13 protein-coding genes are annotated in these 16,597 nt (G+C 64.0%); all 13 read right to left on the bottom strand.

Annotation, left to right across the window (positions count from 1 at the left end; all coding sequences use genetic code 11):
• Positions 1 to 94: 94 nt before the first annotated feature.
• Entirely contained in the window at positions 95 to 1,105 is a 1,011-nt protein-coding gene (locus JI749_RS06670) for a hydroxyacid dehydrogenase (RefSeq protein ID WP_201662631.1), read from the bottom strand.
• Entirely contained in the window at positions 1,102 to 2,955 is a 1,854-nt protein-coding gene (locus JI749_RS06665) for a DUF2264 domain-containing protein (protein WP_201661170.1), read from the bottom strand. The genes JI749_RS06670 and JI749_RS06665 overlap by 4 nt, the downstream gene beginning before the upstream one ends.
• A 1-nt stretch (position 2,956) precedes the next feature.
• The gene (locus JI749_RS06660) at positions 2,957 to 3,991 is read right to left on the bottom strand and encodes an ABC transporter ATP-binding protein (protein WP_201661166.1); all 1,035 of its coding nucleotides are present in this window, start codon (positions 3,989 to 3,991) and stop codon (positions 2,957 to 2,959) included.
• Positions 3,988 to 5,007, bottom strand: coding sequence for an ABC transporter ATP-binding protein (locus JI749_RS06655; RefSeq protein WP_201661147.1), 1,020 nt, complete (start codon positions 5,005 to 5,007; stop codon positions 3,988 to 3,990). The genes JI749_RS06660 and JI749_RS06655 overlap by 4 nt, the downstream gene beginning before the upstream one ends.
• Positions 5,008 to 5,043: 36 nt before the next feature.
• Positions 5,044 to 6,186: an ABC transporter permease gene (locus tag JI749_RS06650; protein WP_211200661.1), complete on the bottom strand. Its 1,143-nt coding sequence runs from the start codon at positions 6,184 to 6,186 to the stop codon at positions 5,044 to 5,046.
• Positions 6,186 to 7,175: an ABC transporter permease gene (locus JI749_RS06645; protein ID WP_201661144.1), complete on the bottom strand. Its 990-nt coding sequence runs from the start codon at positions 7,173 to 7,175 to the stop codon at positions 6,186 to 6,188. Before JI749_RS06645 ends, JI749_RS06650 begins: the two co-directional genes overlap by 1 nt.
• Before the next feature lie 80 nt (positions 7,176 to 7,255).
• Positions 7,256 to 9,163 carry an ABC transporter substrate-binding protein gene (locus tag JI749_RS06640; protein ID WP_201661140.1) on the bottom strand — a complete coding sequence of 636 codons (1,908 nt, stop codon included), beginning with the start codon at positions 9,161 to 9,163 and terminating at the stop codon, positions 7,256 to 7,258.
• A 109-nt stretch (positions 9,164 to 9,272) separates the two neighbouring features.
• Positions 9,273 to 11,096, bottom strand: a complete 1,824-nt coding sequence (locus JI749_RS06635) for a heparinase II/III domain-containing protein (protein WP_201661137.1) — start codon at positions 11,094 to 11,096, stop codon at positions 9,273 to 9,275.
• 303 nt (positions 11,097 to 11,399) lie between these two features.
• Positions 11,400 to 12,404, bottom strand: a complete 1,005-nt coding sequence (locus JI749_RS06630) for a LacI family DNA-binding transcriptional regulator (protein ID WP_201661134.1) — start codon at positions 12,402 to 12,404, stop codon at positions 11,400 to 11,402.
• Positions 12,405 to 12,477: 73 nt separating this feature from the next.
• Entirely contained in the window at positions 12,478 to 13,446 is a 969-nt protein-coding gene (locus JI749_RS06625; protein WP_201661131.1) for an acetylxylan esterase, read from the bottom strand.
• Positions 13,447 to 13,560: 114 nt separating this feature from the next.
• Positions 13,561 to 14,481 carry a flagellar motor protein MotB gene (locus tag JI749_RS06620; protein ID WP_201661128.1) on the bottom strand — a complete coding sequence of 307 codons (921 nt, stop codon included), beginning with the start codon at positions 14,479 to 14,481 and terminating at the stop codon, positions 13,561 to 13,563.
• 20 nt (positions 14,482 to 14,501) lie between these two features.
• Positions 14,502 to 15,365 (bottom strand): flagellar motor stator protein MotA, encoded by an 864-nt coding sequence (motA, locus tag JI749_RS06615; RefSeq protein ID WP_201661126.1) that lies wholly within the window; start codon positions 15,363 to 15,365, stop codon positions 14,502 to 14,504.
• A gap of 184 nt (positions 15,366 to 15,549) precedes the next feature.
• Positions 15,550 to 16,596, bottom strand: coding sequence for a 3-carboxy-cis,cis-muconate cycloisomerase (locus JI749_RS06610; RefSeq protein ID WP_201661123.1), 1,047 nt, complete (start codon positions 16,594 to 16,596; stop codon positions 15,550 to 15,552).
• Between the last annotated feature and the right edge of the window lies 1 nt (position 16,597).

Raw genomic sequence — 16,597 nt, 5'->3', positions numbered from 1 at the left:
CCCGATATCAGGGCTCTCAACACCCCCTCCCAACCTCCCCCCTTGAGGGGGAGGTGCCGGCCGGTGGATGAGGCCGGATCAAGGCCATCATCCTTCAAGCCAATCTCTCCAACAACGCCGGTTCGATCTCGAATTCCATCGGTACCCCCGCGACGAAGCGTTCGATCTCCTCGATGGCCATCTCGCCCAACCGCAGCCGCTCGGTGCCCACCGCTCCGGCAACATGGGGCGTCAGGAACACGTTGGGCAGAGTATAGAGCGGCGACCCCGCCGCGGGAATCTCGGGGTCCGTCACGTCGATGACCGCGTGGATGCGGCCGGTCTGCAGTTCGGCCACCAGCGCCGCTTCATCGACCAGCGCGCCGCGCGCCGTGTTGATGAAGGCAGCGCCGTCGCGCATGAGGCCCAGCTGGCTCGCCCCGATCATCGCCCGCGTCGAGGGCAGCGATGGCGCGTGGATTGAAACCACATCGGAGCGTGCCATCAGGCTGTCGAGGTCAACCAGTTCGGCACGCTCGAGCACGGGATCGCCCGGGCGCACGAACGGGTCGCAGATCAGCACGGTGAAGTCGAACCCCCGCAGCAGCCGGGCGACCTTGCGGCCGATGCGCGACGCACCCACCAGGCCGATGGTCCGGTGATAGTTGCCGATCGGCTCATCCATCAATGCGTAGCTGCTGCGCCGCCCCGGATCGGTCCGATAGCGGTCGCGCAGCTCGAATACCCGCTTGTTGGCAAAGATGATCGACGCCAGGGTGAATTCGGCCACCGGCACCGCATTGGCGTCGGCCGCATGCGTAACGCGAATGCCTGCATCATAGACCGCATGGTCCAGCGTGAACTTCACCGTGCCGGCCGCATGGGCGATGAGCTTGAGCCTGGGCGCCGATTGCACGACCTGCGCCGTCACCACCGGGCAACCCCAGCCGGTCACCAGGATGTCGATCTCGCCGAGCACGGCACGAGCCTCCGGACTCGAGAGGTCTTCCAGTGGCTCGGCTCGCACGATGTCGCAGCTGTGCCCCAGGCGCGCCAGGGCTTGCGCATCGAATACGTGCCGGGTCTTGTCCGCCGCCATGGCGAAGGCGAGTTTGGGTCGCATCAGAACCGCTCCGGCACCAGGATGGCGCTGACATCCACGCCCTCGCGGGCAAACAGGGCTTCGAGATCGGCAATATCGGGCGCCTGCGGCACCCTGCCCAGGGCCGCTTCGGCCGAAGGGCCAGCCGGCAGCGCCATGGCGGCAGTGACCAACACGGTCGTTCCCGCGGCAATCTCCCCGCGCAATTGCGGCACGATGGTCTTGGAGACAATCAGGTTGGTGTTCGGCAAGGCCCGGTGCGCCCGGCCCTCGCGCAGCCCGCCAAGATCGATGATGGCGCTGACATCGGTCTTGCTCTTGGCCACAGCCCGCCCGATCTCGTCGATATAGGTGTCGGCATTCATATCGGCCCGCCCGATCGCAAAGCCGCCCTCGGTTGCATGCAGCGCCCTTGGCGTGGTGATCCGATGCACCCTGATATGCCAGGGATTGGCCGGGATCAGCCAGGTCTCGACGTCGACATCGCTCCACGGCTTCCAGCGGCCGAACAGCGTGTTTCCAGCGATCCGGGCGACTTCATTGGTTTCGCGCACGCGGTAGTGTCGTCCGTCATCCGAGAAGGCCAGCGCCCCGTCGAAGGCGCCCTGGTGATAGGCCCGCTCGTCGGCTTCGACTGAAAAACCATAGCGGCTGGCATAGACGAACTTGGCGTATTTCTCCGTGCCGTGGCGCATCTGCCAGTTCTGCTGGCCGCTGGCGAGCGCGACCACATTGCGGTCGGTGTGCATCATCACCATGCCGGGATGCCTCAGCGGCACCGGCTCATGGCTGGTGACTGCCGGGGCTTCCTCGGCCGTCCAGAACGGGTGATCATCCGGCAGCGCCAGCGGCAGGAAGGCCTTAAGCGCCCAATAGGGCGAACCCGCCGAGTTATAGCTCTCCGACATGAAGAGATTGGGGTAGCCATAGCCGATGGACAGGATGCCGTCGCGGTTGGCCATGGGCTTGTCCGCCCACCAGCGCAGGTGCCGCATGAACTGGCCCTTGATCTCGCCCCAGGGCAGCGCTTCGACGTCGGCAAAGGCCAGCGCGCCCCAGAAGCCACCGCAGGCGAAGCGATAGGTGAGGCTCCGCCCGAAGGCCAGCGTACCGCCATCCTCGTCGAACCAGTGCCGGATGTCCTTGGCAAAAAGCCGGGCCCGTTCCTTGTAGGCCGCGACCCGCTTGTCGTCGCCGCGCGCCAGCTTGGCGTAGATCAGCCCATAGAAATGCATGGCGAAGGGGATGTAGTGGTCGATCCGCCTTATGTTGCCGTCGCGATACCAGCCATCGCCCAGATAGAAGCCGTCGAGCTCCCCGAGATACTTTTCGGTCAGCGACCGGTCGAACTCGACGCCGCATTCCTGCAGTCCCAGATCGACCAGGATGCGGAAGAATTTCCAGTTATTGTCGGCGAAGTCGAACTGGCGCGCATGTTTGAGATAGGCCGCCAGATTATCCTTGGCCCTCTGCTCAAGCGGCTCCCACACCAGATGCGGCAGGAGGCGCATGGTAAAGCCGATGGCAGCCAGTTCGACCATGCGCTGGTCGGTCGAATTCACCTGTCCCCAATATTCGGGGTGATCGGGGTCGGTGCCATTGGCCAGCCCGCGCCGGTAGAGCTCCCAGTGGTCGAACGCGCCGCCCCCCGCCGCCAGCGGCGTCACGCCCCAGAGTGGTCGGGCAAAGCCTTCGAGGTCCGCTGCCGCCCGGTCGAAATGCGCCGCGGCACCGTCGAGCCGCACGCGCGCACCGCCCTCCGAGAAGAATGGCAGCAGCGGGTTGAACAGATCATGCAGCGCCTTCTCCACGTCGGCGCGTGTCCTCAGCGGATTGCCATGCAGCGGATTGGCCGTCACGGGATCATAGGTCATCTCAGGCAAATTCCTTTGCAGGCGCATCTTCATAGGCGCCCTTCAGATCGAGTGTTTCGGCGAAATGGCAGGCTGCCTCTTGCGCCGTCCCGTTCACGGGGCGAAGCGCGGGCTTCTGGCTGCGGCAGATGTCTTGCGCATACCGGCAGCGCGTATGAAACGGGCAGCCGACCGGGCGATTGCCGAGATAGGGAATCTCGCCCCGCACTTCGGTCCTGCGACCCTTGCGCCGCAGCGGATCGGCGATCGGCAGCGCTTCGAGCAGCAACTCGGTATAGGGATGGCGCGGCCGCTCGAACAGCATCTCGGTGGGCGCGTTCTCCACCACATGTCCCAGATACATCACCACCACGCGGTCGGCGATGTAGTTGACCACCCCCAGGTCGTGGCTGATGAAAATGTAGGTCAGCCCAAATTCAGCCTTGAGGTCTTCGAGCAGGTTCAGCACCTGCGCCTGGATCGAAACGTCCAGCGCCGAAACCGCTTCGTCGGCAATCACCAGCTTGGGGTCGAGCACCAGCGCCCGGGCAATGCCGATGCGCTGCCGTTGTCCGCCGGAAAAGGCATGCGGATAGCGCCCCACCGCCTCGGCTGGAATGCCGACCTTTTCCAGCGTCGAGATCACCCGCTCTTCCAGTTCGCGACCCTTGCAGATCTTGTGGATGCGCAGTGGCTCGGCGACGATATCGAACACCCGCATATTGGGGTTCAGCGAACTCATCGGATCCTGGAAGATCATGCGGATATCCTGCCGCCACGGCTTGATCTCGCGCTTGCTCAGCGCCGTCAGCTCGACATCGCCACCCGATTTGGGGTGATAAACGACCCTGCCCGCGCTGGCCGGCTGCGCCTTGATGATGCAGCGCCCCAGCGTGGTCTTGCCGCAGCCGCTCTCGCCGACAATGGCCAGCGTTTCGCCGGCCTCGACGGTGAGGTTGATGTCGGTCAGCGCATCCAGCCGCCGCTCCGGCCCGAACCAGCCATTGCCCAAAGTATAGTGCTTGGAGAGGTTCTCCACGGTCAGCAGCCTGCTCATGCCACGGCCTCCACGGGTTGCCGCGTCAGCAGATGGCACCGCGCATGGTGCCCTCCACCTACCTCTGTCCGTTCCGGCCTGATCGTAGCGCAGGGCTCGAACGCATAGGGGCAGCGGCTGGTGAAAGCGCAGCCCACCGGCCTGTCCTTGGGCGCCGGCACCGTGCCCTTGATCGGCGACAGCCGCACCCGCTCCGCCTTACGCGCCATCTTGGGGATGGAGCTCATCAGCGCCTGCGTATAGGGGTGGCTCGGCCGGGCGAAGACGTCATAGACGCTGCCCTGCTCCACCACATCGCCCAGATACATCACCGCCACCTCGTCGGCGATTTCGGCCACCACCCCCAGGTCATGGGTGATGAACAGCATGGCCATGCCGAAATCGGACTGCAATTGCCGCAAGAGGTCCAGGATCTGCGCTTGCGTGGTGACATCCAGCGCCGTCGTCGGCTCATCCGCGATCAGCAATTGCGGCGTACAGGCCAGCGCCATGGCGATCATCGCCCGCTGCCGCAACCCGCCGCTGAGCTCGAACGGATAGGCATCCGCCCGCTGCCGCGCCCCGGGAATGCCGACCTGGTCGAGCAAAGCCACCGTGCGCTCGCGCGCCTGCTTGGGCCTCAGCCCCTCATGCAGGATCATCATCTCGTCGATCTGGTCGCCGATCGTGTGCACCGGCGAGAGCGAGCTCATCGGCTCCTGGAAGATCATCGAGATCTGGTTGCCGCGGATCGCCCGCAGCGGCAGGCTGTCCTGCTTGAGCCTGGCAATATCGGTCGCCGCCTCGCCTTCGGGCTGGAACAGGATCGAGCCGCGCGGAATATTGGCATTGCGATCGAGCAGCCGCAGCACGGCGCGCGCCGTCACCGACTTGCCGCAACCGCTCTCGCCCACCAGCGCCAGCGTCTTGCCCGGCGTCAGGGTGAGATCGACCTGCCGCACCGCTTCGATATCGGCTTCATCGGGGGAGGAGAACACGATCGACATGTCCTTGATAACAAGGATGGGCTGGGTCATGTGCAGACCTCTGAAATCGGGAAACGGAACATCGAACTACCGCCCATGTGGATCGGCCGCGTCGCGCAGCCCGTCGCCGAAGAAGTTCATGGATAGGATGACCACCACCACGCATACGCCCGGCAGCAGCAACCAGGGGGCAGTGGCCAGCGTGCGGATATTCTGCGCGTCCTGCAGCAGCGTGCCCCAGCTGACGATCGGCGCCTGCAGGCCAAGCCCCAGGAAGCTCAGCGCCGTCTCCGCCAGGATCATCCCGGGAATGGCCAGCGTCGCCGCGGCGATGATGTGGCTCATGAAGCTGGGCACCATGTGCCGCGTTATGATGCGCCAGTCGCTGGCCCCATCGAGCTGCGCCGCAGTGACGAAATCCTCGGTTCTGAGGCTGAGGAACCGTCCCCGCACCACGCGCGCCAGTTCGGTCCAGCCGATGAGGCTGAGGATCAGCGTGATCGCAAAATAGGTTTGGAGCGCGCTCCAGTCCTTGGGCATGGCCGCGGCCAGGCCCAGCCACAGCGGAATGGTCGGCATCGAGCGGATGAATTCGACCACGCGCATCACGCCTGTATCGAACCAGCCGCCGTAATAGCCGGCAAAGCCGCCGATAATGATGCCGAAGAACAGGCTCAGCGTTACGCCGGCCAAGCCGATGGAGAGCGAAATGCGCGTGCCATGGATCAACCGGCTCAGCAGGTCGCGACCCAGCCGGTCGGCGCCCAGGATGTAGAAGGGGTCGCGCGGGTTTTCGACGCCCATCAGCTTGATCGACATGGGGATGATGCCGGCCAGCATGTAGGGCTCGCTCTCGGCAAAGAACTGCACCGGCAGTCTTACGGTCTCGTCGATCACGAATGTCCGCCGCAACGCCACCGGGTCGATTTCGGTTTTGTAGCCATAGACGAAGGGCCCGAACTCCCAGCCGCCATCCTCGTTCTGGGCCAGGAAATGCAGGCCCTGCGGCGGCGCATAGGTATAGCGCGCGCTGTAGTCCGATGGGTCGACCGGCGCGATGAATTCGGCCAGCAGCGCCACGAGGTAAAACAGCCCGACGATCCACAAGCTCACCAGCGCCAGCCGGTGCCGCTTGAACCGTCGCCACATCAGGCCGAACTGGCTCTCGCGGCTGCGCTTGGTCTGTGCGGGGGAAACCATCGTGGGCGTGCTCATCGTATCCACGGCCATCACCTGCTCCCGTAGCGGATGCGCGGATCAATGAGCGCGAGGAGAATGTCCGAGATCAGCGTACCGATGACGGTGAGCACACTCAGCAGCAGGATGATCGCGCCGGCCAGGTACATGTCCTGCGTGGTCAGCGAGCGCAGCAGCATCGGACCCGCGGTCGGCAGGTTCATCACCACCGAGACGATCACCGAGCCCGAGACCAGCGCAGGCAGAAGCCAGCCGATGGTCGACACCAGCGGATTGAGCGCCAGCCGCACGGGATATTTCAGCACCACCTTCCACTCCGGCAGGCCCTTGGCGCGCGCGGTGACCACATAGGGTTTCTTGAGCTCGTCGAGCAGGTTGGCGCGCAGGATGCGAATGAGTTCGGCCGTGCCCGCCGTCGCCAGCACCAATACCGGCGCCCAGGCATGGCCCAGGAAATCCCAGATGCGCGGCAGGCTCCAGGTGGCGTTTTCGAACTGCGGCGAGAACAGCCCGCCCATCGTGGTGCCGAACCAGGTATAGGCCAGGTACATCAGGATGAGCGCAAAGAAGAAATTGGGGATGGCAAGGCCAATGAAGCCGCCGACCGTGGCGAGGTAATCGCCGAGCGAATATTTGCGAACCGCCGCATAGATGCCGATGGGCAGCGCGATGAACCACATCACGATCACGGCCATGCCCTCGATCAGGATGGAGTATCCGAGCCGGCCCCAGATCAGCTCCCACACGGGGCGCTTCCACTCGAAGCTGTGGCCGAAATTGCCCTGCACAATGCCGGTGATCCATTTCCAGTATTGCACGAGGAAGGGCTCGCCCAGCCCATACTGGTTGCGCAGGTTCTCGATAACCCGCGGGTCGACCTGGTCGCCCGTGGCGGAAAGCGCTGCGATATAGCTCGTCAGGTAGTCGCCGGGCGGCAGCTGGATGATGGCGAAGGCCACGATGGACACGGCCACCAGCGTCAGCAGCATGGCGATGAAACGATTGATGATGAAGCCGACCATGATGCCAGTTCCCCGGGGTTAGGGTTCCCCCCGCGGCCAAAGGGCGCCGCGAGGGGACGGAACGGGTGGGAGGAACCCGTTTATTCGAAGTACCAGACCGGCGGATCCATCGATGCCGGGGTCGGGAACAGCCAGGCGTTGAACATGGATTCCGGCGCGTTCTTGAGGTTGTTCCGGATGATCGAATAGGAGTTCGGCATCAGGCTCACCCCGATCACCGGGAACTCTTCCTTGGTGATGGCAAGGATCTGGTTGAACAGGTCGGCGCGCTCTTCCGGCGTGCCCGCGGCACGGACCTGGTTGTAGAGGTCCATCTGCTGCTTGGCCCAGTCCACCGGCTCCTCGGCAATCTCGGGCCGGGTGCCGTTGAACCACTGTGCCCAGCGATAGGCCCAGACCGATTCATCGCTGAACGGGAAGTAGTAGCGTGGCTCCTGCAGCGCCTCGATGCCACCGTCACCGGCCCAGACCTGCGCGTCGAACTCACCGGCCGGACGCTTCTCGTAGAACAGCGTGCGGTCGATATTGTTGAGCTCGATCTCGACGCCTGCCGCTGCCAGCTGCAGCTGCATGATTTCGAGCATGTCGATCCATTCCGGACGGAGTGCCGAGATCACGTCCACCGTGATCTTGGCGGGGTTGCCATCACTCATCAGGTAGATGCCGTCGCCGTTCTTCTCGGTCAGGCCCGCCGCAGCAAAGTGCTCGGCCGCCGCATCGGGGTCGAACTCAGTGTACTGCTTGGCCAGCTCTTCGTCATAGAACTGCGATTCCGGGCGCGGCGCGACCTGGAAGGGCTCGCCCTGTCCGGTGAACACCACGTCGATGATTTCCTGCCGGTCGATGGCGTGGGAAATGCCGATGCGGAAGTCCTTGTTGTTGTAGAGCTCGCGCTTGACCGGATCGAGGTGGTTGAGGTTGAGCTGCAGTACCAGCGTATTGGAGGCCGAAGGGATCACCTCGCCCAGATGGTAGCCGCCTGCCTCCTGTCCGTCGAAGAACAGCGGCTTGTTGGTGGTGGTGGCGATATGGCGTTCCTGGAAGTCGATTTCGCCGTTGAGCGCGGCAAGGGTCAGCTCTTCGACGCCGCCCTGGCTCACGCGCATGTCCAGATTGTCGATATAGGGCAGCTGGTTACCCTCGGCGTCGGTCTTCCAGTAGTAGGGATTGCGCTTCCAGGTGACGCGCTGGGCATTGGCCGTCAGCGGCGTCTCGATCACCCAGGCATAGATGGAGGGCAGGTCCGGATTGGCGAAGCGGATGGTTTCCCAACCCCAGGCGCAGCGATCCTGCAGGTAGAGCGCCCAGCTGTCGAAGCCGGCGGCCTTGGCATCTGCCTCGGCATTCTCGTTGTAGGTGGGGTGGAACTGGCTGCAGTAGTTCTTTTGCAGCGATGTCGCGTGGATGCCATCCACGCCGGCAATGGTCTCGAGGAACATGCCGTTCGGCTTTTCGAAGATGAACGTGAAGTTGAAGTCATCGATGACCTTGATGGTCATCGGGTTGTTCTTGTTGTCCATCCAGCTGCCGGCTGCATAGTCGGGATCCTGGTACATCTCGACGGCAAAGGCGATATCGGCGGTGGTGAACGGGGTACCGTCAGACCACTTCACGCCCTCGCGGAGCTTGAACGTATATTCCTTGGCATCCGGGCTGACTTCCCAGCTCTCGGCCAGGTTGGGGAGCACGGTCTTCCATTCATGGTCGTAACGGACCAGGCCCTCATAGGCCACGGTCTTGACGATCAGGCCGTTGTCGCCGCCGCCATTGAGGCCCATGCGCCAGGTGCCGCCATACTTGCCGACGCTCTCGCCCTCGAGCACCAGCGGATTGCTCGGCAGGCGTTCAGCGACCGGCGGCAAGGCGCCGCTGCTTACCAGTTCATCGAGCGACGGCGCCTGCTGCTGCGCCAGCGCCGGCCCGGCGGCAGCCATCATGGCCGCCATGGCCACCGCTGCTGTCAGACCGAAGAAATTGTCTTTCCTCATTCTAGTCCTCCCTGTGCCGAAGCGAGTGCATCGGCGGTTTGCATCTGGCGCCCGGCTGTTCCTCCTGGCCGGTGCCGCGATAGTCCTGCTCAGCGAGCAGCACCCGCGCTCATGCGAGCGGCGAGATGGCAAGGGCGAGGCGTCCTTCCCGGCTGGCCTGCCGAGGGGTGAACACCACGCGCGTTAGGTCGACGGCGGGCTGGTACTGCTTTTCCGCCTGCCGGTGATGGTCGAGCGACACGTCGAGCCCGGCGGCGTCGAAGTCGACGCGCACGCCAGAACCGGCGTCTCCGATCAGCACCGCATCGGCTTGGTTCGTGACCGCCAGCGGCGTTACCAGCACGGATTGAAACTGCCCCTCGCCCGCCGCGAAGGCGTAGCTGTCCTCGACCAGCACACGGCCCGCCCCGCTCCGCTCCAGCGTCACGCAGCGCTTGAGGGTCTCAAGTCCCGCCACAGCCGGGTAGGCCGCGGTCATGTCCAGTTCCAGCAGGTCCTGCGATCCATCATGGATATGCCGCAACACGCGTGCCGCCTTGTCCCCGCCCGCCGCCTGCTCATGGCCGTTGACGACCGGCACCGAATGGCCACGCGACGAGGCAAACAGGTTGCTGTAGCGCTCCGGCCCGAAATAGGCCTTCGAATAGCGCCCGCGCCCCGGATCGGTCAGCACCACGGTGCCGCCGCTGACCACGATCAGCGAGCCAACATCGTTCTGGTTGTGCATCTCGTCATTGTGCCCGCCCTTGACGGCAAGGCGCAGCGAGCCAGGCTCTGCCGGGTCGAGCCGGGAGATCATCCAGGCCATGTCCTGGTACCAATCGTGCCGCGAGCCCGCGAAGGCCGCATTGGTCTCGGGTAGCGGCCAGGCGAACTGGCGCAGGGGCCAGGCGAACTGGTTGAAGTGATCGACCATGAAGTCGTTTCGCGTGCCCAGCCCCGTCAATTCCGGCAGGTCGAGGCGCTCGGCCAGGTAAGTCAGAAGGCCGGCATGAAAGCTCGGATTGCTGTCGGAATCCGAAAAGCTCGCCCACAGGCCGGGCGCCAGCATGGTGCGCAGCGGAAACTGGGCGATATCGCGGACAAGCTCACCCTCCAGCAGGTCGATCGCCCCACCCGTGCGGGCATGGAGCAGATGTGCCAGCACCACGTAGTTGCCAAAGCCATAGGACCAGTAATCCGGCCCCTCGGACGAGCCGCCCTGGCTATCGAAGGTTTCGAGGTAGTCGGCCAGGCTATGGAGGCCACGTGTCACGATCGCCGCCAGCCGATCGAGATCGGTTTCGAGATAGAGCGCTGCCCCAACCACGCCGGCGACGCAGACCGCCGTCCAGTTGTTGACCTGCCTGTCGGGTGTCGTACCGAGCCACCAGATGTCGTTGCGTTCGAGAAACGGCCTGATGGCGCGGCGATCGATCTCGCTGCCGATCCGCGCGCGCAGCGCCGGCGAGAGCTCTTGCCCCAACAGGTAGCCCAGTTCCGCCAGGTCGAGCGCCGTCATTGCGGCCGCCAGGTCCAGCGTGGGGCGATCCGGCGTATCGAGGTTGCGCGCATGGGCAGGCCAGGCCCAGTTTGTTTCCTCGAGCCGAGCCCAGGCAATATTCTCGGTGGCAGCCGTGAAGCGCCCCTTGCCTTCGAGCCATTCGGCGAGCGTCAGCCGATAGAGCATGTTGCGGCGCTGTCGCTGGGCATCCTCATAACCTTCGCGACGGCCGGTGCGCATGAAGTCGAGATAGAGGTCGGCCGGCAGCGCGGGGATGGCTTCGGCCAGGTCGGTTTCCGCACGCTTCAGCAGCGCGGCGAGAGCCGCCTCGCCCACCTTGGCACGAAGCGCCGCGACGGCGGCTGTGCCGCGCGGAGGGAAGGGCGCAAACGCCGGTGCTGCTTCCAGCACCTGGCGAACGTGCCTGACGTTCCACCGCCGCAAATCCATCCGATCCTCCCGAAGCCGCCTTTCGGCGTCCGTAAGTTTCGGGCCGTCTTTGCGGCCCTTGGGGATGACCAGCACGGCTGACCATCGATCCGGGTTTAAGGCTAGGGTAGATTTTGCGCATTCGCAAGCTTTTTGCGCAAATCACGCAATTAACGCAAATTTGCAACTTTTGCATCGGCGTTGCAAAGACATAGGTGATGGAAAACCACAGCAATCGTCGCCAGAATTGCAGCATCCCACGAGAAATCTTGCAGCACGCTTGCGGCACATGCTGGCAATTTCCACCGCCTGGGGTCGTGCGTGTCAGGCCGGAAAAACGGTCTCGCCCTCGACCGAGCTGACGCCGATTTCGAGCTGCTGCACCGCCCGCTCCCCGTCCATGTGCTCGGCCAGAAGCCGCACTGCGCCTCGCCCGATCGCTTCTCGATCGACCCGCGTCGTGCTCAGCCGCGGCGTTGCCATGCCCGCCAGCGGCAGATCGTCAAAGCCGATGATCGAGAAGTTCGGAGGCAGCGGACTTTCCGGCCCATAGATGCCCTCCAGCATCTCCACCGCGGCGATGTCGTTCCAGATAAAGGCGGCGGTAACGTCATGCTTGCCGGCAAGCAGGTCGGCCAGCAATTCCTTGGTATTCCGCTGGTCAGTATTGACGATCGTCCCGACTGCCCCCGGCGTCATTGCAATAGCCTGCTCGAAGCCGCGCTGCCGCTGACGGATGGTCGGGCGATGGCTATGTGTATAGTGCAGGATCCGCCGATGCCCCGCGCTCAACAGGCGCTGCGTCGCCATGAAGGCACCATAGTAGTTGGCCGGCGCCACCGAGCTGACCTGCATCTTGGGATCGCTGCCATTGACCAACACGGCCGGCACATCGGCTTCCGCAGTCCACGCCGCCAATTCGTCCCAGGCGTCGATCCCTGCCAGCAGCAGCCCACCGGCATCGGCCTGCGCCACCTGCTTGCGGATCAGGTCCAGCGTCACCGATGCCTCGTTGACCAGCCGGACGTCCAGCGCCATCCCCATTGCCGCAGCCTGCATGCGCATGCCCTCGACAATACCGACATAGAAGCCAGACAGTCCGCTCGTCGCGCTCCCCAGTGGCACCAGCGCCACCGCACGCTTGTCGCCGCCCGCCAGCGTCGTCCCATGCTTGGATTTATAGCCCAGCGTGCGCGCCATGCGCTGCACATCGCGCCGCACCGCATCACTGATGCCAATCTCATTGGCCAACGCCCGCGACACCGTGCTGACGGAAACGCCAAGACGCTCCGCAATGTCAGCCTGATTTGCTCGCTTCTGGGTCGCCACGGCAGCCTCACTCTTCCTCTACGCAATATTTGCGTTTTTTGAGGAGCGCAAGAGCTCGTCTCGACTTATCCTCTCAACTGAACCGACGTGCGAGCCACAGCATCTGCGCCCGGTCCTGGAAGGCCTGGCCGCCTTCGTGGTTGTTGAACTCATATTCTTCGATGCTCTTGTCGGCCCCGGCATAGGCATTGAAGGCGCCATAGACGGTCGAGGGTGGACAGACATCGTCCATCACCGCCACCGAGAACAGCGCTGCAGCCTTGGCCTGCCGCGCAAAATTGACGCCATCGAAATAGCCCAGCGTTTCGAACACCTTGGCTTTCTTGTCCCGGTGCTGAGCGAGGAACCGCACGATCTCGAGGTAGGGATCGCGGCCGGCCTTCTGCACGGCGCGTGGATAGTCGCACAGGAACGGCACGTCAGGCATTACCGCCCTGATCCGGCCATCGATACCGGCCGCCGCCAGCGCAATGCCGCCCCCCTGGCTGCCGCCGCAGACGGCAATCCGCTCCGCATCGACGAATTCCTGCGCCACCAGCATGTCGATGGCCCGGACGGCATCGGTGAACACCCGGCGATAATAGTAGTCCTGCTTGTCGAGGATGCCCTTGGTCATCACGCCGGGAATGGAGGGTGTGGTCCCCACCGGATCTGCGGTAGCGCCTGTCGACCAGCCGCTCCCCTGCCCGCGCGTATCCATGCGGAAATAGGCATAGCCCGACGCGGCCCAATGCAATTGCTCGTGTGGAAATCCCCTTCCACCGCCATAGCCGACATACTGTACCAAGAGCGGCAGTCGACCGCTCCGAACCGCCGGCAGGACGAGCCAGCCCTTTATCGGATGTCCCCCGAAACCGGGGAATGTGACATCGAAGGCTTCGACAGCCTTCAGCGTGGTATCCGCCGGCACGATGCTCACAGCCCCGCCGATCGCGCGCGCTTCGGCGATCGTAGCCTCCCAGAACGCTGCAAAATCGGCGGGCATCTCGACCGCACTGCGATAGGCACCAAGTTCAGGCTGGATCAGGTCGGGAAAGGGCACGGCACGACTCCTCGTTGTCGCGCGAACAATGCACCGCCACCCGCCTGCGTGCCAGACGATGCTACCGATTGGCCACAGCAAATGGCCCGTCGGCGGGGCGCTTGCGTATGGATATTAGGGCTTGAGCCCGGCCGGCACCGGCGGCGTTTCGTAGAGCAGCGTGATCTCGATCCGCTCGTTGGCCGCCATATAGGGATCGTTGGGGAAGAACGGGTCCGCCGAAGAACGGCCAACCACCGAGTCGACATGACTATCGGCCAGTCCGAACTCGCCGAGGATCTGTCGAACGGTGTTGGCGCGGTCGGCCGACAGCTCCCACGAACCATAGCGTGGATTGGCATAGACGCCGCCCGCCGCCGTATGTCCCGAGATACGCACCGGGCTCGCCAGCTTCTGCAGGATAGGGGCGATGGCGGCAATGGCCTGCCGCGTCGCCTCGTTGGGATATTTGGAGCCCTCGGGAAACATCGGCCGGCCTTCCTGGTCGATGATGCGGATGTTGAGCCCCTCGTCGGTCTCCTCGACAATCAGGTTGTCGGCAATCTGGGTAATGTCGGGCATGGACTGCCAGGCCTGGCGAATGCTGGCCGCAGCGCTGTGGAAGCCCTGGTCGTCATCGGCCTTGAGGTCATACTGCGAGGCGTTGGCCGCCTCGAACTCGTTGCCCTGTTGCTGGTCGCGGCCGCTCATTGAACCCTCGACGGTGCCGAACTGCTCGCCCTTGGGCGTCACCGAGGCATCCACGGTCACGTCGGGCGCCGAGCCCTGCATCAGGGCGTCCGAATTGTCGAGCGCCGTGCCCCCCATCAATCCACCTGAACCCGATGTGGTCGGGCTGATATTGGGCGGCGCAAAATACGAGGCGAGGCCTTCCTTCTGTTCAGGCGTGGTCATGCTGATCAGCCAGAGCAACAGGAAGAAGGCCATCATGGCGGTCACGAAGTCGGCATAGGCGATCTTCCAGGCGCCGCCGTGATGGGCGTGCTTGTTCTTCTTGACCTTCTTGATGATGATCGGCTGGTCGTAATTCGCCATTCTGGCTTCCTGACCCCAGGCTACGTCGCGGCCGTCAGATTGGCCGTCGCTTCGTCAATCTCGGCAAAGCTCGGACGGTCCTCGGACAGCAGGGCCTTGCGCGCGAACTCGATGGCCATCACGGGCACCTGCCCGGAAATGTGCGCCAGCAAGCCCACCTTCAGCGAAAGAAAATACTTCGATTCCGCTTCGTAGATATTGTTCAGCGACTGAGCGAAGGGCGCAAAGAAGCCGTAGGCGACAAATACGCCGAAGAAGGTACCCACCAACGCGCCGCCGATCATGTGGCCGAGCACTTCGGGTGGCTCGCTGATGGCCCCCATCGTGTGAATAACACCCAGAACCGCGGCCACGATGCCCAGCGCCGGCGTACCGTCGGCGAGCGCCTGCACGGCGGCCACGATGCGATGCTGTTCCTGGTGATGCGTTTCGAGTTCCTCGTCCATCAGCGCTTCCATCTCGTGGACATTGTTTGACCCGAGCGTCACCATGCGCAGGTAATCGCAGACGAACTCCACCGCATGGTGATTGTTGGCGAAGGTCGGGAAGCGCGAGAACAGCGACGATTCATGAGGATTTTCGATATGCTGCTCAAGCGCCAGGATGCCCTTGGACTGCACCAGCTTGAACAGGGTGAACTGCATGCCCAGCAGTTCGACATAGGCTGCCTTGTTGTATTTCGGTCCCTTGAACAGCGTGCCGAATGCACCCAGCGTACCTTTGATCACCGGGCCGGTATTGCCGATGACGAAGGCGCCGATCGCCGCACCCAGAATGATCAGGAATTCAAAGGGCTGCCACAGCACATAGAGATGGCCGCCCACGCCGAGATAGCCACCAATGACGCAACCGATAACAACGACGATGCCGATGATTAGACGCATATGACCTGAAACTCACTGAATAGACGACATCGTTCGCAGGTCTTCATTATCGGTGGATTTACCTTAACAGCCCGTTTCCGTGGGGTTCTTCCCCGCCGAACCTTTGGCAGGGCGTAGTGCCACAAGCCTTAAGATGGCCGGACACACTTGAATTGAATCATGTCGCAGCGAGCCGCGCGGGCGTTCAGGAGTTGGGGAAGCTCAACTGACCCAGCAGCTGGTTTGCGAGGCGCAGGCTGGCCCCAGTGGAAACAACGGTGGGCGGCAGGGCCAGCCATTCCAGCGTCCAGGCCGCGCCCGAGCGTTCGTTCTCATGCACCATCGACTGTTGCAGCACGCCGACCAGGCCAGCGTTGTAACGCGCCAGCGCCACCAGCACCTCTGCGGCCACGGGATTGGATTTGTGCGCCATCGACGACGAACCGCCACCGCCCGCCAGCGCGACGGCGCCGATTTCATTCTGGGCCAACAGGGCTACGTCGGCCCCGATCTTGCCCAGCGTACCGGTCAGGAGGGCCAGCAGCCCGCCAAAGCCGATCAGCGGATCGCGCGCCGATTGCCAGGGCTCGGCCAGACCCAGGTCGAGCTGCCGTGCCAGGGCGCGCGCAACCGCGTCACCCTGTCCGCCAAAACTGCTGCGGTCGCCAATGGGCCCGCCAAGCTGCACCACCAGCAGGCTCCGCCGCACGGCCTGCAGGGCGGACAGGTGCCGCCGGAGTGGTGCAGACCAGCTCGCGAGCTTGGCCCCGACCGTATGGGGCAAGGCCACCTGCATGCGCGTATGAGCCATCAGCGGCTGGGTGCCTTGCCGGTCGGCAAGACGGTCCAGCCCATCGAGCAGGGCCGTTAGCCGCGCGATCAGGATCGCAATCACCGCAGCCAGTTGCAGGACCAGCGCGGTGTCGACCGCATCCTGGCTGGTCGCGCCCCTGTGCAGGGCCTCGGCATGCGGTGCGGCGATGCGGCGGCGCATCTGGCCCAGCAGGGCCGGGACCACCACGCCATCGCGTGCCATGCCGGCCGCCAGGTCATCCCAATCAGGTTCAAAGCCAGCCAGACCGCTAGCGATCGCGGCCGCGGCGGCGGCGCTGATCAACCCCACTTCGGCTTCGGCTTGGGCCAGGGCGAGTTCGAATTGTACCATGGCCGCGACTTGCGCCGCGTCGCCAAGCAGCGCTTCGATCTCTTGGTCGCCCGCTAGGGCCGCAAGCAGGGGGCGTCGTGGGGTCATG

The organism is Devosia oryziradicis (genome assembly GCF_016698645.1).
Taxonomy (GTDB): domain Bacteria; phylum Pseudomonadota; class Alphaproteobacteria; order Rhizobiales; family Devosiaceae; genus Devosia; species Devosia oryziradicis.
This window is presented reverse-complemented; position numbering and strand designations above follow the sequence as displayed.